Here is a 21827-nt window from a genome sequence, read left to right as displayed (position 1 = left end):
CGGCTCCTAGGCGACCAGTCCCGCATACGCCACGAGCCGCAGGCGGTCCGGCTCGTAGAAGAAGTCGTGGGCCGACCCGTTCGCCAGGCGCTCGCCCACCGGGGGCAGCTCGCCGGCCGTCGCGTGCCGCATGATCTCGCGGATGAACGCGCCATGGCCGACGACGATGAGGGAGGATGCCGTCGGGGCGGTGGCGCGGCGGTGGTCGCGCACCACCTGACCCAGGGCCGCGATACCGCGTTTCCGCAGGTCCGGCCACGGCTCGGCGCCGGGCACCTCGGCGGAGTGCCAGTCGCCCCAGCGGCGTCGGAACTCGTCGACGTCCAAGCCCTCCGCCTCGCCGTAGGAGCGCTCTCGCAGGCCGCGATAGGTGCGTGGGACGGCGAGGCCCAGGTCGCCGGCGATGATCTCCGCCGTCTCGCGTGCCCGCGCCAGGTCGCTCGAGGCGACCGTGACCCCCACCAGGTCGAGGCGCTCACGCAGCGCCGTGGCCGCTTCGTGGGCCTGCGCGCGGCCGGTGTCGTTGAGGGGGATGTCGGTCGCCCCCTGGATGCGCCGGTCGCGATTCCAGTCGGTCTCGCCATGGCGGATCAGGATCAGCGCGGTCACTCCTCGAGCCTACCCGCGCTCTGAGCACCCCTCGCCGCGACCATGTCCGTCTCGCCGCGACCATGTCTTTTTCTCCGCGACCATGTGCGTTTCTCCGCGACCATGTCTGTTTCTCCGCGACCATGTCCGTCTCGCCGCGACCATGTGTGTTTCTCCGCGACCATGTCTGTTTCTCCGCGACCATGTCTGTTTCTCCGCGACCATGCCCCACATGCTCGGCGAGAAACACACATGCTCGGCGCGAAACACACATGCTCGGCGAAGGAGCGACATGCTCGGCGCGGGAGCGACATGCTCGGCGAAGGAGCGGGGGAGCGCGAGGCTCAGGAGCGCAACGGGGGGAGGGCGGATGCCAGGGCGCGGAGCACCTCGCTGGTGCCGGCGTCGACCTTCACGCTCGCGCGGGCATCGGCCCGGGTGACACCGCGGTTCACGATGACGATCGGCAGCTTGCGGCGCCGCGCCCGCTCGAGCAGCCGGATGCCGGAATTGACCACGAGGGATGACCCCGCGATCACGAGCCCTTCGCTGGTGTGCACCAGCTGCTCGGCCTCACGGAACTTGCCGGCGGGGATGAACTCGCCGAAGAAGACCACGTCAGGCTTGAGCATTCCCCCGCAGACACTGCAATCCGGGATGCGGAAGCCGTCGGTGCTCTCGGGCAGCACATCGCCGTCGGGGCCCAGGGGGACGTTCTCGGGGACGAGGATCCATGGGTTTTCGGCCTCGACGCGCGCGGCGAGGTCGCGACGGTCGAACACCTGACCGCAATGGGTGCAGAAGACCCGGCGCATCGTGCCGTGCAGCTCCACCACCCGGCGGCTGCCGGCGCGCACGTGCAGCCCGTCGACGTTCTGCGTGACGACGCCGGTGGCGATACCGGCCGCCTCGAGATCGGCGATCGCGCGGTGCCCGGCGTTGGGCTCTGCGGCCGCGAACGCGCGCCAGCCCAAGTGGCTGCCCACCCAGTAGCGACGCCGGGCGGTCTCGCTGGAGAGGAACTGTTCCACCGTCATGGGGGTGCGCCGGGGCGCGCCGTTGCCGCGGTAGTCGGGGATCCCGGAGTCCGTCGACACGCCGGCGCCGGTGAGCACGCCGATGCGGCGCCCGGCGAGCGCGGCGACGGCAGCGGCCACGGCATCCGTCGTCGCGGCGTCGAAGTCGCTCTCGATCGTCGTGGTCACAGCTCACCCCCTCGCTCGAGTGTAAGCCGCGCGGTTTTCGGGGAGGTTACGGACTCTGCGAGAGTGGTCGGGTGAGCATCGAGTGGGTCGATTCGGCGGCGGATGCCCGATTGGCCGATTACCGCGACCTGACCGACGTCGCACTTCGGCGGGTGCTCGAACCCGAGGGCGGGCTGTACATCGCCGAATCGGCGAAGGTGATCGCCCGCGCGATCGCGGCCGGTCACCGACCGCGCTCGGTGCTGGTGCAGGAGAAGTGGCTGGATGAGATCCGGATGCTGGTGGCCGTCCCCACGGCCCGTGCACCCGCTGTGCCGATCTACGTCGTCACACCCGAGGTGGCCGAGAGTCTCACGGGGTACGCCGTGCACCGCGGCGCGCTCGCGTCGATGCACCGGCCCGCGCTGCCGTCGGTGGCCGAGGCGGTGGCCGGCGCGCGGCTGGTCGTGGTGCTCGAAGACATCGTCGACCACACCAACGTCGGCGCGATCTTCCGGGCCGCCGCCGGGCTCGGCGCGGATGCGGTGCTGGTGAGCCCGCGCTGCGCGGACCCGCTCTACCGCCGCAGCGTGCGGGTGAGCATGGGGACGGTGTTCCAGGTGCCGTGGACCCGGCTGCCCGAGTGGGGCGAGGCGCGCACGGCGCTCCACGACGCCGGGTTCCATCTGGCCGCGCTGGCACTCGGTGACGACGCCGTGCCGCTGGACGCGTTCGACGGGACGGGACGGGAACGTGTCGCGCTGCTGCTCGGCGCGGAGGGCGACGGCCTGAGCCGTGCCGCGCTCGCCGCCGCCGATACTGTCGTGACGATTCCCATGGCAGGCGGGGTCGATTCCCTCAATGTCGCCGCCGCGAGCGCCGTCGCGCTCTGGCACCTGCGCGCCCGCTGACGAGCCGCCGGGACCGGCTCAGGCGCCGGGACGCACCATGAGCTCGGTCAGCTCGGCATCTCGCGGCAGGTCGAGCGCCGCGAGGATGGTCGTCGCGACCGAGGCCGGGTCGATCCAGCGGGAGGCGTCGTAGGAGGCGCCTTCCTGCTGATGCACCTTCTCCTGCATGGGCGTCGCAGTCCGGCCGGGATACACCGTGGTCACGCGGACCCCGTGCGGTCGCTCCTCCTCACGCAGGGCATCGGCGATCGCCCGCACCGCGAACTTGCTCGCCGCATACGAGCCCCACTCGGGGTGGACGCGCAACCCCGCACCGGAGTTGACGAAGACGGCGTGTCCGCGACCCGCCCGGAGGGCGGGCAGCAGGAGCCGGGTCAGTTCGGCGGGTGCGATCGCGTTGACATTCAGCTGGTGCTGCCAGGTCGTCACGGGGGTCTCGGCCACCGGCCCCAGCTCGACGATGCCGGCGACGTGGACCAGCGAGTCCAGCCGTGACGGCAGCTCCTGGTGTCCGAATGCCCACGACAGCCGTGCGGGCTCTGCGAGATCACCGACGAGGGTGCGGGCGCCGGCGTAGCGCTCCCGCAACTGGGAGGCCCTCCCGGCGTCGCGTGCGAGAAGCCAGAGCTCGTCGCCGCGGGCGGCGAGCTTCTCGGTCAGCGCGGCGCCGATTCCCGAGCCGGCGCCGGTGATCAGATGCGTCGTCATGGCTCAGGCCCCGCTCTCGTCGTCGTTCGCGGCGTCGAGGTCCACACCGGGCGGCGCCGCGAGGTGCACGGGGCTCGGGGCGGGCCGTTTCGCGGTGACCGTGTCGCCGGAGGACTGATGCCGCACCCGTCGGAGGATCCACGGCACGAAGTACTCGCGCGCCCACACGAGATCGTTCGCGCGGGCTTCGCGCCACGTGCGGAACGGGATCGCGTCGGGCTGCATGGGCTGCAGCTCGTTCTGCACGTTCAGTGCGCGCAGCACCATGCGTGCGACCTCGTGGTGCCCGAGGGTGTTGTAGTGCAGGCGGTCGTCATCGAAGAATCGCATGTCCTGCACCTCCTTGAGCGCCCACTGATCGGCGACGATGCAGTCGTAGCGATCGGCGATCGCGCGGATGTTCTCGTTGTAGATCGCGACCCTGCCCCGGATGCCGCGGAAGACCGGCGTGAACGCCGTGTCGATGCCGGTGAAGACGACGACTGTCGCGCCACCCTGGGAGAGGCGCACCACCGCGTCCTCGAACAGCTCGGCCACGGCATCCGGATCCGAACCGGGGCGGATGACGTCATTCCCGCCCGCCGAGAAGGTCACGAGATCGGGTTTGAGGGCGATCGCCGGCTCGACTTGCTCTGCGACGATCTGACTGATGAGGCGCCCGCGGATCGCGAGGTTCGCGTACGCGAAGTCCTCGACCTGCTGCGCCAGCACCTCGGCCACCCGATCCGCCCAGCCGCGCAGGCCGTTCGGCGCCGAGGGGTCGGGGTCGCCCACGCCCTCCGTGAACGAGTCTCCGATGGCGACGTAGCGGCGCCACGGGTGCGGTCCGGCATTGGGGACGTACGGGGTGCGGGAATCTTCGCTGGTGCGCATCGACATCTTCCTCGGCTCGTGACCGATGCCCAGGGTATCGCGGGCCGGGTGTCGTGCGGTTCGTTTATCGTAGGGACTCGTTGTCCACGGGGAGGGGTGCATTCGGTGACCGACGAAGCCGTGCTCGATGCGCGCCACGGCGAGCCCCACATCGGCAGCTTCGCGGCGGAGCACCTCTCGCCGACGTATCCTCAGCGTGCCCCGTGGGGCACGGCGCAGCGGCTGCGCGCGTGGCAGGCCGAGGCGCTCGACCTTTACTTCTCGCTGGACGGCCCCGACGGGGAGGGCGCCGGTCCGCGCGACTTCCTCGCCGCGGCCACGCCCGGGGCCGGCAAGACGACCTTCGCGCTGCGGCTGGCCAGCGAGCTGCTGCGGCGGCGGATCATCGACCGCATCATCGTGGTCGCCCCGACCGAGCATCTCAAGACGCAATGGGCGGATGCCGCGGCACGCGTGTCGATCAAGCTCGATCCCGCTTTCAGCAACCGCCACGCGGTGCCGGCGCGCCAGTACCACGGTGTCGCCGTGACCTACGCGCAGGTGGCGGTGAAGGCATCCGTCCATCAGCGCCTCACGATGGACGCGCGTACCCTCGTGATCCTGGACGAGGTGCACCACGGCGGCGATGCGCTCAGCTGGGGCGACGCCCTGCGCGAGGCATACAGCCGCGCGACGCGACGCCTGCTGCTGTCGGGCACCCCGTTCCGCAGCGACACCGCGCCGATCCCGTTCGTCGAGTATCACCCCGACGCCAAGGGGATCCGCGTCTCACGCACGGATTATGCCTACGGGTACGGGCGCGCGCTCGAGGACGGCGTCGTGCGGCCTGTGATCTTCATGGTCTACGCCGGCCACATGCGATGGCGCACCAAGACCGGCGACGAGATGGAGGCGCAGCTCGGGCAGGACAACACGAAGGACATCACGGCGCAGGCCTGGCGCACCGCGCTCGACCCGGAGGGCGACTGGATCCCCGCCGTGCTGCGATCGGCCGACCGGCGCCTCAGCGAGGTGCGGGAGCATGTTCCGGATGCCGGCGGCCTGGTGATCGCGACAGATCAGACCGCGGCTCGAGCCTATGCCGCGATCCTGCAGGGCATCACGGGCGAAGCGCCGACCGTCGTGCTCTCGGACGAGGCCGAGGCATCCGGCCGCATCGAGGAGTTCGCGAAGGCGACGAGTCGCTGGATGGTCGCCGTGCGGATGGTGTCGGAAGGTGTCGATGTGCCGCGCCTCGCCGTCGGCGTGTACGCCACCAGCGCCTCGACGCCGCTCTTCTTCGCGCAGGCCATCGGCCGCTTCGTGCGGGCCCGCCGACGCGGCGAGACCGCGAGCGTCTTCCTGCCGAACGTGCCGCAGCTGCTGGGCCTTGCCAACGAGATGGAGCGGCAGCGCGATCACGCGCTGGACCGCGACTCGGGCGACGACGAGTGGAACGCCGAAGAAGACCTCATGGACGCGGCCGAGCGCGAGGACAAGGCATCCGACGCGCTCACGGAGGAGTTCACCTACCAAGCGCTCGGATCGCTCGCGCACTTCGATCGCGTGCTGTTCGACGGCAAGGAGTTCGGCCAGCTGGCGGTGCCCGGAACGCCCGAGGAGGAGGAGTTCCTGGGGCTCCCGGGGCTGCTCGAGCCCGAGCACGTGCATGAGTTGCTCCTGCAGCGGCAGGCCCGGCAGAGCCGGCACCGGCAGGTCCGCGAGGCGAGGACCGCCCGCGAGGGCGAGGATGCGGACGCTCCCGATCCGGCAGCGCCGCCACAGGCCCTCCACCGCACGCTCAAGGAGCAGCGTCAGCTGCTCAACAGCCTCGTCGGCCTCTACGCACGCCAGTCCGGCGAGCCACATGGGCTGGTGCACGCCGAGCTCCGGCGGATCTGCGGGGGACCGGCGGTCTCGCACGCCACGGTGGCGCAACTGCAGGCCCGCATCGAGGTGCTGCGCAAGCGCGTGCACTCTTGAGGCGGATCCGCCGGGCCGGGCACCGTGAAGGCCCCCGTCTGCTGCCGGCTCACCACGAGCAGGGACGTTCGGATCCCCGAAATGCTGGCAATCGGCGGATCCGGCCGGTGCGGGAGCGTGGGGCTGGCTAGCGTTGACCAGATCCCAACCAGCCCACAGGAGGCCCGTGTGAGCCCGCCCGTCGAGCCGACCGCCCGCGACCGCAAGCGGTGGGCGCGGTATCTCGTCAGCGAGCGCGCGGAAGCTCGCGTGTACCGCGAACTGGCGGCGCGGCGTACCGGCGAGGAGCGTGAGATCCTGCTCGCGCTGGCCGACGCCGAGGGTCGCCACGAGGCCCACTGGCTCACGCTGCTCGGGGGCGAGCCGGCACGGCTGCCTCGACCCGACGTCCGCACCGTGCTGCTCGGCTCGATGGCCAAGCGCTTCGGGTCGATCTTCGTCCTCGCCCTGGCTCAGAACGCCGAGGCGCGGTCTCCGTACGACGACGAGCCCTTCGCACCCGCCGCGATGGCTGCCGACGAGAAGGTGCACCACGAGGTCGTGCGTGGCCTGGCCGCCCGCGGCCGGCGACGGCTGTCGGGCACCTTCCGCGCCGCGGTCTTCGGTGCCAACGACGGGCTGGTGTCGAACCTCGCGCTCGTCATGGGCGTGGGTGCCACCGGGGTGCCGGCGCAGTTCGTGCTGTTCAGCGGCATCGCCGGCCTTCTCGCCGGCGCACTGTCCATGGGGGCGGGCGAGTTCGTCTCGGTGCGGTCGCAGCGCGAGCTGCTCGCGGCCACCGAGCCCAGCGACTACGCCGACGGCGCGATCCCGCATCTGGACCTGGATGCCAACGAGCTCGCGCTCGTCTATCGCACGCGCGGAATGCCCGAGTCCGAGGCGCTCGCGCGGGCGCACGGGATCGTGTCGGCCGCGCGAGCGTCGGGCAGTGTCGGCGCCGACACCGGCCTGATCGGCATCGCGGACGAGCACGAGGTGGTGGGTAAGGCCTGGGGTGCGGCGCTGTCGAGCTTCCTGTTCTTCGCCTCCGGCGCGATCATCCCCGTCCTGCCATGGATCTTCGGGATGACAGGGCTCGCCGCGGTCGTCACGGCGCTGGTGCTGGTGGGCATCGCCCTGCTGTGCACGGGTGCCGCTGTGGGTGTCCTGTCGGGCGGATCGCCGCTGCGGCGGGCGCTGCGCCAGCTCGCGATCGGGTACGGAGCGGCGCTCATCACGTACCTCCTGGGACTGGTCTTCGGGGTGTCGCTGGGGTGATCCGTTGATTCGTTGAACGACAGGTGACGTGGTAATGTCGTTCCTCGGTTGCGAAACCGCAAACCACCTGCGCGGGTGGCGGAATAGGTAGACGCGCTAGCTTGAGGTGCTAGTGCCCGTTAAGGGCGTGGGGGTTCAAGTCCCCCCTCGCGCACACATGTGGAAGGCCCCCGTAAGGGGGCCTTCTTCGTCTTCCGGCGAGCCTCGGCGCGTCAGATCCAGCCGCGCTCCTCGGCGAGCAGGACAGCCTGCTGGCGTGTGCCCACCGCGAGCTTGCTGAGGATCGCCGACACGTGATTGCGCACCGTGCCGGGTGCGAGCGAGAGGCTGCGTGCGATCTGACCGGTGGTCTCGCCCCGCCGTCCGGCGCGCAGCACATCAAGCTCGCGATCGGTGAGCGGGCAGCGTTCGTCGCTCAAGGCGTCGGCGGCGACCTCGGGGTCGACGTAGCGCCCTCCTGATGCGACGCGGCGGATGACCTCGGCCACTTCGTTGGCCCCCCGGGACTTGGGGAGGAATCCCGAGACCCCCGATGCGAGCGCTCGCCGCAGCACGCCCGGGCGCGCGTGCCTCGTCACGACGATGCACCGCGTGGCGACCGTCCGCGTGACCCGCGCCGCGACCTCCACGCCGTCCAGACCGGGCATCTCGAGGTCGAGGAGGCACACGTCGGGAACCAGGCGCAGCGCCTCAGCGACGGCCTCCTCGCCGTCCGCGCACTCCGCGACGACCTCGATGTCGGGCTCCAACCGCAGCAAGGCCGCCAGAGCCGAGCGGATCATCGCCTCGTCGTCGGCGAGAAGCACCCGGATCACGGCGACGGCTGCGGAGTCAGCGGGACGCGCACGATCACGGCGAACTCCTGCGCCTCGCGCCGGACCTCGACCGTCCCGCCGCCGTCCTCCACGCGTCGACCGATCCCCTCGATCCCGGCTCCGTCGGGGCTGGGCGTGGCATCCGGAGCGTCGTTCGCGATCTCGTAGCGCCACGCCTCCGGCTCGCGCGTGAGCGAGAGTCGAGCCCACCGGCCACCGCCGTGACGCAGCACGTTCGTCGTGGTCTCGCGGATGACGGGACCCAGAACGGATGCGGGTGCGCGGTCGGCGTCGGCATCCACCGCAACGTGCACCGACGTGCCAGCGGCGCGGAGCAGATCGGCGGCGTTTTCGATCTCATCCGTCAGCGGAACGGAGCGGAAGCGCAGGGCGAGGTCTCGTGTGCCCTGGCGCGCGTCGTCGACGCTCTTGCGGGCAGCGCGGAGGTGTGTGAGCGCGGCGCCGGGATCGTCCGCCATGAGGCGTTCTGCCAGCTCCAGCTGAAGTGCGATCACCTGCAGGTGGTGACCCTGGAGGTCGTGGACGTCGGTCGCGACACGCAGGCGCTCCTGCGTCGCCGCCAGGCGCGCTTCGGAGGCGCGGGCGCTGTTCACAGTCATCAAGACGTCCCACCACCACAGCGAAAGCACCGTCATGCCGGGAAGCGACACCGAGAAGAACCCGAGCACCCACCAGCTGGATCCCGCGTTCGAGACGCTCAGGCGGCCATCGACGAACCACAGCACGGCCAGTAGCGCCGTTGCGGCGATCACCGCGCGCACTCGGATCCCCGGCGGCCACTTGAGCAGGATCAGAGCCTGCACGACCGGGAGCACGGCTAGCAGCCACAGTCCCGACACCACTCCGGCGACGCCGCCGAAACATGCGGCGATGAGCAGAGGCACGATGATGCGGGGCCCCCGCGCGAGCCGCTCGTCCTCGTCCCGCTGTCGGTACTCATGCAGCAGCAGGAAGGTCGCCCCCCACCACACCAGGCCGCCCAGACCGACGGCTGCGATGGCGGGGAGGCCGCGGCCGGCTTCGGCGAGCGCTGCCGCCCAGACGACCACGATCATGAGCTCGAGGAACACCACCGCTGAGACGGTGTACCACCACGTCGCGGTGATGCCGCGGGTCAGGCGCAGCCTTCCTCGTCGCTGCGCCGCGGTCTCGGTGTCGGCGGGCGCGGCGGGGCTCGTCATGCGTCCCACCCTAAGTCCATGACACATGTCATGCCCGGGAGGTGCGAAGCACCCGGAATCCGGTGACAACACGGCACTTCCGGCATCTCTCCTGTGTCGATGGACTTGTTTTGCGACGAACGGATACCGGGCGCCGTCGCCGATCGAGAACTCGCCCGCATCGACCGACAGGAGCACGTCATGAATCTCATCGAGATCTTCCAGGACCTCGTGGCCCAGGTGCCCGCGCTCGTCCAGCCACTCATCGTCGCGGCCGCGGGTGCGGTGCCGTTCATCGAGGGCGAGGGTGCGGCGGCGATCGGGATCATCGGCGGCATCCATCCCGCGATCGCCGCGGTGGCCGGCATCGTGGGCAACTTCGTGTGCGTCGCCGTGCTCGTCCTGCTCACGGCCCGCACACGAGTGGCGGTCGTGACACGCACCCGCGAGCGCCGCCTCGTCGCGGCCGGCGGGACCGAGATCACCGAAACCGCCGCGCCGGCGGACGGCGACCGCGGGCGCGGGACGGCCCGCAAGGCGAAATTCCAGCGGGCTCTGGAACGCTACGGCGTCCCCGGCGTGAGCCTGCTCGGACCCCTTCTGCTGCCCACGCAGTTCACCGCGACGCTGCTCGCCGGGGCAGGCGTCCGGCCCGCGCGCATCCTGTTCTGGCAGGGGCTCGCGATCGTCGCGTGGACGACCCTGCTGACATTCGTCGTCAGCGGCGCCATGTCCGCGGTCCACTGAGCGGGCGACGGGAGAGAGGTCCTGGGGCGGCGCCACGCGGCGCCGCCCCAGGACGCGTCGAGCAGCCGCGCCGAGGTAGGTTTGACCTCATGCCTTCACCCGATCTCGGTCTTCCCGAAGTCGCCTCGGTGGCACGCGATCTCATCCGCTTCGACACCACGAATCACGGCGGCGGCCGGGCTGCGGGCGAACGCGAAGCGGCAGAGTACGTCGGCGCCTACCTCGAGAAGCTCGGGCTGACGCCGGAGTACTACGAGCCCATCCACCGGCGCACGAATGTCATGGCGCGCGTGCCAGGGCGCAATCGCGACAAGCCCGCATTGGTTCTGCACGGCCATCTGGACGTCGTGCCGGCGATCGCCGAGGACTGGAGCGTCGACCCGTTCGAGGGCGTCGTCAAAGACGGGATGCTGTGGGGCCGGGGGGCCGTGGACATGAAGGACATGGACGCCATGATCCTGACGTCGGTGGCCGACATCCTGCGCGCCGGCGAGTTGCCCGAGCGCGACCTCGTGCTGGCGTTCTTCGCCGACGAGGAGAACGGCGGCGTCGAAGGATCCGCGCTCGTCGTCAACGACAGGCCACAGTGGTTCGAGGGCGCGACCGAGGCCATCAGCGAGGTCGGCGGATACTCGATCGCGCTCGGTGAGCGCCGCGTGTACCTGCTGCAGGTGGGTGAGAAGGCCCTGGTCTGGATCCGCCTCGTCGCTCGCGGTCGCGCCGCGCACGGTTCCAGCCTGCACGCCGACAACGCCGTGACCGCGCTGGCCGAGGCCGTCGCGGCGCTCGGCCGCACCGAGTGGCCGGTGACGCTGACCGACACCACGCGCGAGATGGTGGAGCGCCTCGCCGAGCTCACCGGTCACAGCACGGCCGAACCCGACGCGGTCGCCGCGGCGACCGGCGCAGCGTCCGGCTTCCTGCGCTCCACCCTGCGCACGACCACCAACCCGACCGGCCTCGTCGCCGGCTACAAGCACAACGTCATCCCCGATCGCGCCGAGGCGCTCATCGACGTGCGTGTACTGCCGGGTACCGAGGAGGCGGCGCTCGCCGACATCCGCCGCATCGTCGGCGACCGTGTCGAGGTGCAGATCGTCCACCAGGACATCGGACTCGAGGTGCCCTTCTCCGGCGGCATCGTCGACGCGATGGTCGGCGCTCTCTCGCGGCACGACCCCGGTGCCCCGGTGATCCCGTACCTCATGGGCGGGGGCACCGACAACAAGGCCCTCGCCGCGTTCGGCATCGCCGGCTACGGCTTCGCGCCGCTGCGGCTTCCCGCCGAGCTGGACTTCACCGGCATGTTCCACGGCGTGGACGAGCGGGTTCCGATCGACGCGCTGGTCTTCGGGCAGTCGGTGCTCACCGACCTGCTGCGAACGTACTGAAATGACCGACGGATGCCGCGGCCCGCGGCATCCGTCTCCCACGGCTGAAAGGCGCCCATGCTTCTCGAGGCGATCATCCTCGGCTTCGTCCAGGGCCTGACCGAGTTCCTCCCGATCTCGTCGAGCGCGCACCTGCGCATCCTGGGGGAGTTCCTGCCCTCGGCCCAGGATCCCGGCGCCGCGTTCACCGCGATCACGCAGATCGGCACGGAGGCGGCGGTCGTCGTGTTCTTCTGGCGCGACATCGTGCGGATCATCGGGCACTGGTGCAGAGCGCTCGTCGGCAGGATCCCGCGCAACGATCCCGACGCCAAGATGGGCTGGCTCATCATCGTCGGCAGCATCCCGATCGTGGTGCTCGGTCTGCTGTTCCAGGATCAGATCGAGACCACCCTGCGTTCGCTGTGGCTCGTCGCGGGGATGCTCATCTTCTTCGGCGTGCTGCTGGGCATCGCCGACCACGTCGGGGCGAAGAAGCGCAAGCTGAAGGACATCACCGTCGGAAACGGCGTCATCTTCGGCTTCGCGCAGTCACTCGCGCTCATCCCGGGCGTGTCGCGGTCGGGCGGCACCATCACGGCGGGCCTGTTCATGGGCTACGAGCGGGCCGCGGCGGCACGCTACGCGTTCCTGCTGGCGATCCCGGCGGTGTTCGGCAGCGGCTTCTTCCAGCTGTTCAAGAACTGGGATACTCCGGGCGTGTTCACCCTCGGCGAGACGGCCCTCGCCACCGGCGTGGCGTTCGTGGTCGCCCTCGGTGTGATCGCGTTCTTCATGAACTGGATCTCGAAGCACAGCTTCTTGCCGTTCGTGCTGTACCGCGTGGCGCTCGGCTCGCTGCTGCTCGTGTTGCTGAGCATGGGAGCGATCCAGGCTTAGCGGCCGGGTCAGCGACGAGGGTCGTCGCGCCCGGGCTTGCTCGGCCCGTCCCCGCGACGGCGCAGGTAGCGCTCGAACTCCTGCGCGATCGCATCGCCGGACGCCTCGGGGGAGTCCCACGTGTCGCGCGTGCGCTCGAGTTGGCGGATGTACTCGGTCATCTCTTCGTCGTCGGCGGCGGCGGCATCGATGGATGCCTCCCACGCGGCCGCCTCGGTCGCGAGATCGCCGCGTGGGACGGCAGCGCCCGTGATGTCCTCGAGCTTGTCGAGCAACGCGAGCGTGGCCTTGGGTGACGGAGTGTGGCCGGCGACGTAGTGAGGCACGCTCGCCCACAGGCTCGCCGACGGGATCCCCGCCGTGTCGGCGGCGTGTCCCAGAACGCTCAGGATGCCCACGGGGCCTTCGTAGGTGCTCCGCTCGAGTTCGAGCGCGGTGCGCAGCGCCTCGTTGTCGCTGCCCCCGAACACCGAGATCGGCCTGGTGTGCGGCACGTCCGACATCATCGAGCCGATCGAGACGAACCCGGTGATGTCCTCGCGCAGGGCCACGTCGATGAACTCCGAGGCGAACGCCTGCCACGCGCGGGCCGGCTCGACGCCCGTCAGCAGCCACAGCTGGGTGCCACGGGTGGCGCGCACCGGCTTGAGCAGCGTGGCCTCCGGCCACTGCAGCGTGCGCTTGCCCTCGCCGTCGGCGACCACCTGCGGCCGCGTGTACTGGTAATCGAAGTACAGCTCCGGGTCGACGGAGAACACCGGCTCATATGCGCCGCCTTCACGCAGGCGCGTGATGGCGGACGACGCGGCTTCACCCGCATCGTTCCACCCGTCGAATCCGGCGACGAGTACACGGCGACCCAGTCCGTCCACGAGACCTCCTCCACCCGCCCAGCGGGTTCCCTCCAGAATAGGCCCGGCCGCCCCCGGGTAGGCTTGGACGGTGAATGCGCCGCGCCTCGCCGCTGTCCTGTGGGACATGGATGGAACCCTCGTCGACACCGAGCCGTATTGGATGGCTGCCGAGACCCCGCTCGTCGAGAGCTTCGGCGGCACCTGGTCGCACGAGCAGGCGCTGGCGCTGGTAGGGCTCGGCCTGGAGGACTCCGCGCGCATCTTCCAGGAAGCTGGCGTCCGTATGAGCGTGGACGCCATCATCGACCACCTCACCGATGAGGTCATGCGCCAGCTCGCCGTGACGGGCGTCCCGTTCCGGCCCGGCGCACGGGAGCTGCTGGCGAACCTGCGCGAGGCGGGTATCAAGACCGGGCTCGTCACGATGTCGATGCGCCGGATGGCCACCGCGGTCGTGGATCTGATCGACTTTGCGGCATTCGACGTGATCATCGCCGGTGACGACGCGACCCGGCCGAAGCCCTTTCCCGACCCCTACCTGCAGGCATGCGAAGCGCTCGGAGTGGATCCGGCCGAGACGGTCGCCATCGAGGACTCGCCGAACGGACTGCGCTCGGCGGTGGCGTCCGGGGCAGCGGCGATCGGGGTCCCCCTCATGCTCTCGGTCGAAGGCGCCGGCGCGCACGCGGTGTGGCCGAGCCTCGACGGTCGCACCGCCGACGACCTGGTCGCTTTCCACAGCGCCCATCACGCGAGTCTCGCGGAGGCGGCGCGATGACGGCGCGCATGAGCGGCCCGTTCCGCTTCGGGGACCGCGTCCAGCTCACCGGCCCGAAGGCGCGTCTGCACACGATCACGCTGCGCGAGGATGGTGAACTGCATACCCACCACGGCGTGCTGCGACACGGTGACCTCGTCGGCCTGCCCGACGGGTCGGTCGTGGCCAACAGCAGCGGCCACGAGTACCTCGCGCTCCGCCCGCTACTGCGAGACTTCGTGATGTCGATGCCGCGCGGCGCCGCGATCGTCTACCCGAAGGATGCCGCGCAGATCCTCGCCCAGGCCGATGTCTTTGCCGGCGCAACGGTCGTCGAGGCGGGCGTGGGCTCGGGTGCGCTGTCGCTGTGGCTGCTGCGGGCCATCGGCCCGGCGGGGCGGCTGGTCTCGTTCGAGCGCCGCGAAGACTTCGCCGCGGTCGCCCGCGCCAACGTCGAGACCTTCGTGGGTGAGCTGCCCGCGAACTGGGACGTCGTGGTCGGCGATCTCGCCGAAGACCTGCCGCACGCGGTGGCCCCGGCATCCGTCGACCGTGTGGTGCTCGACATGCTGGCGCCGTGGGAGTGCATCGATGCGGTGGCCGAGGCGCTCACCCCCGGCGGCGTGGTCGTCTGCTACGTCGCCACAGCGACGCAGCTGAGCCGGGTGGCCGAGTACATCCGCAGTACCGGGCTGTTCACCGACCCCGACGCCAACGAGACCATGGTGCGCGGCTGGCACGTGGAGGGCCTCGCAGTGCGCCCCGACCACCGCATGGTGGCCCACACCGGCTTCCTCATCTGGGCGCGTCGGCTCGCCCCCGGAGCCGTGCCACCCGAGGTGAAGCGACGCGCCTCCAAGACGAGCTTCAGCGACGAGGACGTCGAACTGTGGACGCCCGGCGCCGTCGGTGACCGGCAGATCACCGACAAGAATCTCCGCAAGCGCGTGCGCGAGGCCGAACGCGCCGCCGAAGGCGCACGCCAGGCCGCCGAGCTCCCTGGCGGAGAGCCGGCCGACGAGGCACCGGAGGAGGCCGCTTCGCGACCGTCTTCCGAGTCCGCCTAAACTGTTCCGGTGCGCTCCTACCCCGCTGCCCTCGTCGTCCTGGGACTGGTGACCGTCGGCCTCGCCGGCTGCTCCCTGCCGAACTCCGCAGACTGCTCCCGCCCCGCGGTCTCCGACGCGGATGTGATGGACCTCATCGAGGTGACGGGCGACACGGATGCCGAGCCCGAGGTCGACGTCTTCACGCCGCTGCGCGCGCCCCACCTCGCGTTCGAAGACGTCGAGACCGGTGACGGCACCGCCATCACGGCATCCGACCAGCTGGTCGTCGTGGACGTCGCGCTGTTCAGCGGTCAGACGGGCGAGCCGCTCGTGGCGACGCCCTACGACGGCGACCTGTCGCAGGTCTACCCGGTGTCGCAGTGGGCGCAGAACTTCCCCGGCTTCGATGAGGCGCTGCAGTGCGCGACCGAGGGCTCGCGCGTCGCGATCGCACTTGCCCCCGGCGACATCGAAGCCGAGTCGGCCGCCAGCCTCGGGCTCGCGGAGGACGACTCGGCCGTTGCCGTCGTGGACGTGCGCAAGGTGTATCTGCGCGCCGCGAACGGAGCGGACCAGTTCAACAGCGGGACGGGCATGCCCACGGTCGTGCGGGCTCCCGACGGCCACCCGGGCCTCATCATCCCCGAGGGCGCTCCGCCGAACGAGCTGGCCATCCAGACCATCAAGAAGGGCGATGGTCCTGAGGTGACCGGCGACGAACCGGTGCGGGTGCACTACACGGGAGTGGTCTGGGGCGAGAGCGAGCCCTTCGACAGCTCGTGGGACGCTCAGCCGGCGTCGATGACACTCGACGGTGTCGTCCCCGGGTTCGCCCAGGCGCTCGAAGGGCAGACCGTGGGCTCCCAGGTGCTTGTCGTCATCCCGCCCGAGCTCGGCTACGGCGAGCAGGAGCAGGGCTCGATCCCGGCGAACTCCACACTGGTGTTCGTGATCGACATCCTGGGTCTGGACGCCGCGCCGCAATCGTAGGCGTCCACCGCATCTGGGCCGTCCGGCGGACCTAAGATGGGCGAGTGCCTGCCACCGCTCCCGCGAAGATCCCGCCCGAAGAGCGGCTCGTCAATCTCGTGGTCGCGCTCATCGCAACCGACCAGGGGCTGACGAAGGACACCATCCTGTCCTCCGTCGCCGGATACCGGGAGCAGAGCGATGCCGGCGCGTCGAAGGATGCGCTCGAGAAGATGTTCGAGCGCGACAAAGAGAGCCTGCGCGGGCTCGGTGTGCCCATCGAGACCATCGGCGACTGGGCCGATCCCGACGACCTTCGTGAAGCGCGCTACCGGATCCCTACGGCCGAGTACGAACTGCCCGACGACATCGAGTTCACCGCCGCCGAGCTCGCGCTGCTGAACCTCGCGGGCGGAGTGTGGAGCGAGAGCTCCATGTCGGACGACGCGCGCAGCGGGCTGCGCAAGATCCGGGCACTCGGAGATCTCGTCGATGAGCCCATCATCGGGTTCTCGCCGCGGTTGAGCCTGCATGACCCGTCGTTCCCCTTGCTGCAGCAGGCGATCGAGCAGAGTCGCGTCGTCACCTTCCCGTATCTCAAGCCGGGCGAGGAGGCACCCCGCACCCGGCGCGTGCAGCCGCTCGCGCTCGTCGAGTACGAAGGCCGCTGGCACGTGTTCGGAATCGATCTGGATGTCGCGGCCGACCGGACGTTCCTGCTCTCGCGGATCGTGGGACCCGTGACCGTCACCCGCCAATCCTTCGATGCGGCGCTGCGCGAGGGTGCGGGCGAGCGCGCGCTTGCGGGACTGGAAGAGGTCGCGGCACGCCACACCGCGCTGCTCGAGGTCAACCCCGGCACCGAGGCGGCTCTGCGGCTGGCCCGGCGCGCGCAGCCTGCCGAGCAGGGGATCCGGGTGCCGTACGTCGACGGTCACATCTTCGCCGACGAGCTGGCGTCCTACGGTCCGGAGGTGCGCGTGGTCGAGCCGCTGGATCTGCGCGACCGCGTGATCGACCGCCTTGCCGCTGTGCGAGACCTCCACCGGGACGCGATGACGGGGGAGGCATCATGACCGCGCGCAAGCCGCTCGTGGCGACCGACCGGGCCGCCCTCATGCTCCAGCTCGTGCCCTATCTGATCGGCAAGGGCGAGGTCTCGCTCGCCGAGGCGGCCGACGAGTTCGACGTGTCGACCGATCAGATGCGTGCGATGGTCGAGAAGCTGACCGTGATCGGTCTGCCCGGCGAGCAGGGCTACTGGCAGATGGCCAACGACCTGTTCGACATCGACTGGGATCTGCTCGACGAGCGGGATCTCATCGTGATCACCAACTCCGTCGCCCTCGAGCGCGCCCCCAAGCTCACCGCCCGCGAGGCGGCGGCCCTTTTGGCAGGACTCCAGCTGGCGCGCTCCATCCCTGGAGTGGGCGACACCGATCTGTATGCCGGACTCCTGGCGAAGCTCGCACGCGGCGCGTCCGGCACGCCCGCCGAGGTGATCGTCGCGCCCGAGCCGGTCGACGCCGCGCGCGACCGGGTGGCCACGGCGGTGCGGCGCGGCGTGGCGGTCTCGTTCACCTACAAGGCTCCGGATGCCGCGCCCACCACGCGCACCGTGGATCCCACCAAGGTGCATATCGCGGGGGACCAGTGGTACCTCCAGGGATGGTGTCACCTGCGCGAGGCCATGCGCACCTTCCACCTCGACCGAGTCAGCGACCTCGAGCTCACCGACATCCCGATCACCCACACCGGAGACCCGGGCTCTGGATGGTTCCAGTCCGGCGAGGGCGACGTCGTCGCCCGGGTGCGGTTCCCACAGGCTGTCGCACCGCTGCTGGGCGACTACCTCGACCGCGCCACCATCGAGTCGGTCGACGGCTCCGGGCCCGATGCCACCGTCGTGGCGACCATGCGGGTCGCCGACGAGCTGAGCCTGCGCCGTGTGGCGGCCCGCCGTGGTGGCGGCTTCGAGGTGCTCGAGCCCGTGGCGGCGAGACGCGCGGTCGTCGATTGGGCAGAGGCAGGACTCGCGCAGTATCGCTGATCGGTCGTCACGTGGGCACTACGTGGTTAGAATTGGGGCGATCCCCGGCTGACGCGAACAACGGAGCACCTCATGGCTAATCTCAACGGCTGGCACCTTGTGATCCTGCTGCTCGTCATCCTTCTGCTGTTCGGTGCGGCGAAGCTCCCTGCGCTCGCGAAAAGCATGGGGCAGTCGGCCCGCGTGTTCAAGGGTGAGATGAAGGCCATGAAGGAGGAGGACAAGCCCGCTGACGACCAGGCCTCCACGGTCGACTCGACCTCCGCTGCCGCCTCCGCGCCCCGGATCGACGGCACGCCAGATCCCAAGCCCTAGCGGCATGGTGGCAACAGCCGGTTCCGTGCCCATGGACGGGCCGGAGGCGCCGAAGCGCGACAAGCGCATGTCGCTCGGCCAGCACCTGGTGGAGCTGCGCAAGCGCCTCATGATCGCCGCCATTGCGCTCGTCATCGGCATGGTGGTGGCGTTCATCATCACCGATCCGATCATCCACTGGATCACAGGCCCCATCCGCGAGATCACCGAAGAACGCGGCGACAATTTCGCGGCGTTGAACTTCACCTCGGTGACGTCTCCATTCGACATGCGGATGAGGATCGCCTTCTCGATCGGCATCTTCTTGTCAGCCCCGGTGTGGCTGTGGCAGATCTGGGCGTTCATCATGCCCGGCCTCACCCGGAAAGAGGTCCGCTACACGATCGGATTCGTCGCCGCGGCAGTCCCGTTGTTCTTCGCCGGTTGCTACGTCGGGGTGCTCATCGTTCCGCACGTGATCGAGCTGATGTGGAGCTTCACGCCCCAGGGCGGAGTCAACTTCTACAACGCGCCGGAGTACTACGACTTCGTCTTCAAGCTCATGATCGTGATCGGCGTCTCCTTCGTGCTGCCGGTGTTTCTGGTCGCCCTCAACATCGCGGGGGTCATCTCCGGACGTGCCATCTTGAAGGGCTGGCGCGTCGCTGTTCTCATCGCGACCGCGTTCGCCGCCCTGGCAACGCCTGCCGCGGACGTGGTCAGCATGCTGATGCTCGCCGGGATCCTGGTCGTGCTGTTCTTCGCCGCCGCGGGACTGTCCCTGCTGTTCGATCGGCGCAAGGCGAAGCGCGATCTGACGCTCCTGCCGCCTGGGGCGGGCGCATGACCGATCCCGGCCCAGCCGAGCGATACGCGCGAGCGCGTGACGCGGCCCAGCTGGACCGGAGCCACCCCATCACCGCGGCGTTCGCGGCATCCCAGCGTTTCACCCTCGACCCGTTCCAGATCGCCGGATGCCAGGCCCTCGAAGAGGGACGCAGCGTGCTGGTCGCGGCGCCGACCGGTGCCGGCAAGACCATCGTGGGCGAGTTCGCCGTGCACCTCGCGATGCGGGAGCCCGTCGTCGGCGGCTACGGCGACAAGGCGTTCTACACGACGCCGATGAAGGCACTGTCGAACCAGAAGTTCCGCGAGCTGCAGGATGTCTACGGCGCCGACGAGGTCGGTCTGCTCACGGGCGACACGAACATCAACGGCAACGCCCGGGTCGTCGTGATGACGACCGAGGTGCTGCGCAACATGCTGTACGCCGACTCTCCGGCGCTGCGCGGACTGCGCTACGTGATCATGGATGAGGTGCACTACCTCGCCGACCGGTTCCGCGGCGCGGTGTGGGAAGAGGTCATCATCCACCTCGCACCCACCGTGCGCCTGGTATCGCTGTCGGCGACCGTCTCGAACGCCGAGGAGTTCGGCGACTGGCTCGACACCGTACGTGGCGACACCGAGGTGATCGTGTCGGAGACGCGCCCGGTGCCGCTCGAGCAGCACGTGCTGGTGCGCGGCGACCTGCTGCCGCTGTTCGATGACCGCGCGGGCGTGGCAACCGCTCAGGTCAACCAGGAGCTGATGCGGATCCGCTCGTTCACGGACTCGCATTTCGACAACAACCGTCGCGTGCAGGCCGCGAACAGTGCGCGCCACGCCGGATACGAGGCATCCCGCCGCCGTCCGAAGCGGGGGATGCAGCGGCCGGTGCGCTCGGCGAACGTCCGGCGCGTCGAGCGCCTCGACCGTCCTGACGTGGTCGAGCTGCTCTCGCGTTCCAACCTGCTGCCGGCCATCTTCTTCATCTTCAGTCGCGTCGGCTGCGACGGCGCCGTGCAGCAGGTGCGACGCGCCGGGGTGCGCCTGACGTCGCAGGACGAGCGTCGCGAGATCCGGGCGATCGTCGAGGACCGCACGCGCAACCTGCTCGAAGAGGATCTCGCGGTCCTGGGCTACTGGGACTGGCTCGACAACCTCGAACGCGGCGTGGCGTCGCACCACGCCGGGCTGCTGCCGGCTTTCAAAGAGGTCGTCGAGGAGCTGTTCCAGCGCAAGCTGGTCAAGGCGGTGTTCGCGACCGAGACCCTCGCGCTGGGTATCAACATGCCGGCGAGGACCGTGGTGCTCGAGAAGCTCGAGAAGTTCAACGGCGAAGCACGCGTCGCGATCACGTCGGGGGAGTACACCCAGCTCACCGGCCGAGCAGGTCGCCGCGGCATCGACGTCGAGGGCCACGCGGTCATCCAGTGGACCGAAGGGCTCGATCCCCAGGCCGTGGCGGCACTGGCTTCGCGGCGCACGTATCCGCTCAACTCCAGCTTTCGGCCGACGTACAACATGGCGGTCAACCTGATCGATCAGTTCGGCCGGCCACGCGCGAGAGAGATCCTGGAGTCGTCGTTCGCGCAGTTCCAAGCCGACCGCTCGGTTGTCGGGTTGGCGCGCGAGGTGCGCGAGCAGGAGGAGTCCCTCGCCGGCTACGAGAAGGCGATGACCTGCGATCGCGGAGACTTCGCCGAGTACGCGGGGATCCGTCGCGAGCTGAGCGACCTCGAGAAACTCAACCGCAAGGACGCGAACGCCTCGCGCCGCACCCGCGACGAACGTCAGCGCCGCATCGCGAGCCTGCGCAAGCGGATGGTGCGGCATCCGTCCCACCAGTGCCCCGACCGCGAGAAGCACGCGCGCTGGGGTGAGCGCTACTTCACGCTCAAGCGCAAGATCGGCAAGATCCGCCAGCAGATCGAGATGCGCACCGGTACCGTCGCGCGGGTATTCGACCGCGTGGTGGATGTCCTGGCCGAGCTCGACTACGTGCGGGCCGCCGACGACGGCACGCACACGCTGACGGACGCCGGCCGGACGATGCGGCGCATCTACGGTGAACGAGATCTGCTGGTGGCCGAGTCGCTGCGGCGAGGGCTCTGGACGCAGCTGGATGCCCCAGCCCTGGCCGCGCTGGCGTGTTCGCTCGTGTACGAGCCGCGCCGCGACGATGCGGGCCCGGGGGAGCGGGGGCTGCCGCGCGGACCGTTCCGCCCGGCGTTCACCGCGACATCGGACCTCTGGCAGTCGCTCGACGACCTCGAACGAGAGCACCGGCTTCCCGGCTCCGAGGCGCCGTCGGCCAGCCTCGCGCCGGCCATGCACGCGTGGGCGCGGGGCGGCACGCTCGATGCGGTGCTGAGCGAGGCCGACATGGCGGCCGGCGACTTCGTGCGCTGGACCAAACAGACGATCGACCTGCTCGACCAGCTCTCGCTGGTGGCAGACCAGCCGGTCGCGTCCACTGCCCGCAGGGCGCTCGACGCCGTGCGGCGCGGGATCGTCGCGTATTCGACGGTCTGAC

21 protein-coding genes and 1 tRNA gene are annotated in these 21827 nt (G+C 70.1%); 15 read left to right on the top strand and 7 right to left on the bottom strand.

What is annotated here, in order from left to right; all coding sequences use genetic code 11:
• Positions 1-6: 6 nt before the first annotated feature.
• The gene (locus K0817_RS10630; RefSeq protein ID WP_219981401.1) at positions 7-609 is read right to left on the bottom strand and encodes a histidine phosphatase family protein; all 603 of its coding nucleotides are present in this window, start codon (positions 607-609) and stop codon (positions 7-9) included.
• A gap of 323 nt (positions 610-932) precedes the next feature.
• Positions 933-1793, bottom strand: coding sequence for a Sir2 family NAD-dependent protein deacetylase (locus K0817_RS10625; RefSeq protein ID WP_253735302.1), 861 nt, complete (start codon positions 1791-1793; stop codon positions 933-935).
• Positions 1794-1864: 71 nt separating this feature from the next.
• Between K0817_RS10625 and K0817_RS10620 the strand changes: the two genes are divergently transcribed.
• Complete coding sequence (locus K0817_RS10620) at positions 1865-2683, top strand: RNA methyltransferase (protein WP_219981400.1); 819 nt, start codon at positions 1865-1867, stop codon at positions 2681-2683.
• An 18-nt stretch (positions 2684-2701) separates the two neighbouring features.
• Here the strand turns inward: K0817_RS10620 and K0817_RS10615 are convergent, their stop codons facing one another.
• Together K0817_RS10615 and K0817_RS10610 are read right to left on the bottom strand one after the other, a co-directional pair.
• Positions 2702-3391, bottom strand: coding sequence for an SDR family oxidoreductase (locus K0817_RS10615; protein ID WP_219981399.1), 690 nt, complete (start codon positions 3389-3391; stop codon positions 2702-2704).
• 3 nt (positions 3392-3394) lie between these two features.
• Positions 3395-4264: an SGNH/GDSL hydrolase family protein gene (locus K0817_RS10610; RefSeq protein WP_219981398.1), complete on the bottom strand. Its 870-nt coding sequence runs from the start codon at positions 4262-4264 to the stop codon at positions 3395-3397.
• 105 nt (positions 4265-4369) lie between these two features.
• On the opposite strand from K0817_RS10610, the gene K0817_RS10605 reads away from it, so the two are divergent.
• From K0817_RS10605 to K0817_RS10595, 3 genes are all read left to right on the top strand, one after another.
• Positions 4370-6226 carry a DEAD/DEAH box helicase gene (locus K0817_RS10605; RefSeq protein ID WP_253735301.1) on the top strand — a complete coding sequence of 619 codons (1857 nt, stop codon included), beginning with the start codon at positions 4370-4372 and terminating at the stop codon, positions 6224-6226.
• Between the two features lie 168 nt (positions 6227-6394).
• Positions 6395-7483: a VIT1/CCC1 family protein gene (locus K0817_RS10600; RefSeq protein WP_253735300.1), complete on the top strand. Its 1089-nt coding sequence runs from the start codon at positions 6395-6397 to the stop codon at positions 7481-7483.
• A 69-nt stretch (positions 7484-7552) separates the two neighbouring features.
• Positions 7553-7637, top strand: a tRNA-Leu gene (locus tag K0817_RS10595).
• Positions 7638-7695: 58 nt separating this feature from the next.
• On the opposite strand, the gene K0817_RS10590 is transcribed toward K0817_RS10595, so the two are convergent.
• Positions 7696-8298 carry a response regulator transcription factor gene (locus tag K0817_RS10590; protein WP_219981396.1) on the bottom strand — a complete coding sequence of 201 codons (603 nt, stop codon included), beginning with the start codon at positions 8296-8298 and terminating at the stop codon, positions 7696-7698.
• Complete coding sequence (locus K0817_RS10585; protein ID WP_219981395.1) at positions 8295-9500, bottom strand: sensor histidine kinase; 1206 nt, start codon at positions 9498-9500, stop codon at positions 8295-8297. Before K0817_RS10585 ends, K0817_RS10590 begins: the two co-directional genes overlap by 4 nt.
• A gap of 180 nt (positions 9501-9680) precedes the next feature.
• Here K0817_RS10585 and K0817_RS10580 point away from each other — a divergent pair, with 180 nt between their 5' ends.
• The 3 genes from K0817_RS10580 to K0817_RS10570 all read left to right on the top strand — a co-directional run bounded on the left by K0817_RS10580 (position 9681) and on the right by K0817_RS10570 (position 12496).
• Entirely contained in the window at positions 9681-10226 is a 546-nt protein-coding gene (locus K0817_RS10580; protein ID WP_219981394.1) for a small multidrug efflux protein, read from the top strand.
• A gap of 89 nt (positions 10227-10315) precedes the next feature.
• A complete protein-coding gene (locus K0817_RS10575) occupies positions 10316-11617 on the top strand; it encodes a M20/M25/M40 family metallo-hydrolase (protein WP_219981393.1) in 1302 nt (433 codons plus the stop codon).
• Between the two features lie 57 nt (positions 11618-11674).
• Positions 11675-12496, top strand: a complete 822-nt coding sequence (locus K0817_RS10570; protein ID WP_219981392.1) for an undecaprenyl-diphosphate phosphatase — start codon at positions 11675-11677, stop codon at positions 12494-12496.
• An 8-nt stretch (positions 12497-12504) separates the two neighbouring features.
• Here the strand turns inward: K0817_RS10570 and K0817_RS10565 are convergent, their stop codons facing one another.
• A complete protein-coding gene (locus tag K0817_RS10565; RefSeq protein WP_219981391.1) occupies positions 12505-13368 on the bottom strand; it encodes a PAC2 family protein in 864 nt (287 codons plus the stop codon).
• Between the two features lie 70 nt (positions 13369-13438).
• Here K0817_RS10565 and K0817_RS10560 point away from each other — a divergent pair, with 70 nt between their 5' ends.
• The 8 genes from K0817_RS10560 to K0817_RS10525 all read left to right on the top strand — a co-directional run bounded on the left by K0817_RS10560 (position 13439) and on the right by K0817_RS10525 (position 21826).
• Positions 13439-14128 (top strand): HAD family phosphatase, encoded by a 690-nt coding sequence (locus tag K0817_RS10560; RefSeq protein ID WP_219981390.1) that lies wholly within the window; start codon positions 13439-13441, stop codon positions 14126-14128.
• Positions 14125-15174, top strand: a complete 1050-nt coding sequence (locus K0817_RS10555; protein WP_253735299.1) for a tRNA (adenine-N1)-methyltransferase — start codon at positions 14125-14127, stop codon at positions 15172-15174. The genes K0817_RS10560 and K0817_RS10555 overlap by 4 nt, the downstream gene beginning before the upstream one ends.
• Before the next feature lie 9 nt (positions 15175-15183).
• A complete protein-coding gene (locus tag K0817_RS10550) occupies positions 15184-16146 on the top strand; it encodes an FKBP-type peptidyl-prolyl cis-trans isomerase (protein ID WP_219981389.1) in 963 nt (320 codons plus the stop codon).
• 44 nt (positions 16147-16190) lie between these two features.
• Positions 16191-17201, top strand: coding sequence for a WYL domain-containing protein (locus tag K0817_RS10545; protein ID WP_219981388.1), 1011 nt, complete (start codon positions 16191-16193; stop codon positions 17199-17201).
• Positions 17198-18175 carry a YafY family protein gene (locus K0817_RS10540; RefSeq protein WP_219981387.1) on the top strand — a complete coding sequence of 326 codons (978 nt, stop codon included), beginning with the start codon at positions 17198-17200 and terminating at the stop codon, positions 18173-18175. Before K0817_RS10545 ends, K0817_RS10540 begins: the two co-directional genes overlap by 4 nt.
• A gap of 72 nt (positions 18176-18247) precedes the next feature.
• Positions 18248-18490, top strand: coding sequence for a Sec-independent protein translocase subunit TatA (gene tatA, locus K0817_RS10535; RefSeq protein ID WP_219981386.1), 243 nt, complete (start codon positions 18248-18250; stop codon positions 18488-18490).
• A 67-nt stretch (positions 18491-18557) separates the two neighbouring features.
• On the top strand, positions 18558-19316 hold the full coding sequence (gene tatC / locus K0817_RS10530; RefSeq protein WP_219981628.1) for a twin-arginine translocase subunit TatC: 759 nt from the start codon (positions 18558-18560) through the stop codon (positions 19314-19316).
• The gene (locus tag K0817_RS10525) at positions 19313-21826 is read left to right on the top strand and encodes an RNA helicase (protein WP_219981385.1); all 2514 of its coding nucleotides are present in this window, start codon (positions 19313-19315) and stop codon (positions 21824-21826) included. Before tatC ends, K0817_RS10525 begins: the two co-directional genes overlap by 4 nt.
• The last annotated feature ends 1 nt before the right edge of the window (position 21827 follow it).

The sequence above is a fragment of the Microbacterium sp. HD4P20 genome, from assembly GCF_019449275.2.
GTDB lineage: Bacteria > Actinomycetota > Actinomycetes > Actinomycetales > Microbacteriaceae > Microbacterium.
The sequence above is the reverse complement of the archived record's forward strand: the minus strand, read 5'-3'. Positions and strand labels throughout refer to the sequence as shown.

Coding starts and splice junctions, on each gene's coding strand:
- K0817_RS10575 (WP_219981393.1), top strand. CDS start 10,316: ATGCCTTCACCCGATCTCGGTCTTCCCGAAGTCGCCTCGGTGGCACGC.
- K0817_RS10570 (WP_219981392.1), top strand. CDS start 11,675: ATGCTTCTCGAGGCGATCATCCTCGGCTTCGTCCAGGGCCTGACCGAG.
- K0817_RS10555 (WP_253735299.1), top strand. CDS start 14,125: ATGACGGCGCGCATGAGCGGCCCGTTCCGCTTCGGGGACCGCGTCCAG.
- tatA (WP_219981386.1), top strand. CDS start 18,248: ATGGCTAATCTCAACGGCTGGCACCTTGTGATCCTGCTGCTCGTCATC.
- K0817_RS10615 (WP_219981399.1), bottom strand. CDS start 3,391: ATGACGACGCATCTGATCACCGGCGCCGGCTCGGGAATCGGCGCCGCG.
- K0817_RS10540 (WP_219981387.1), top strand. CDS start 17,198: ATGACCGCGCGCAAGCCGCTCGTGGCGACCGACCGGGCCGCCCTCATG.
- tatC (WP_219981628.1), top strand. CDS start 18,558: ATGTCGCTCGGCCAGCACCTGGTGGAGCTGCGCAAGCGCCTCATGATC.
- K0817_RS10525 (WP_219981385.1), top strand. CDS start 19,313: ATGACCGATCCCGGCCCAGCCGAGCGATACGCGCGAGCGCGTGACGCG.
- K0817_RS10610 (WP_219981398.1), bottom strand. CDS start 4,264: ATGCGCACCAGCGAAGATTCCCGCACCCCGTACGTCCCCAATGCCGGA.
- K0817_RS10585 (WP_219981395.1), bottom strand. CDS start 9,500: ATGACGAGCCCCGCCGCGCCCGCCGACACCGAGACCGCGGCGCAGCGA.
- K0817_RS10580 (WP_219981394.1), top strand. CDS start 9,681: ATGAATCTCATCGAGATCTTCCAGGACCTCGTGGCCCAGGTGCCCGCG.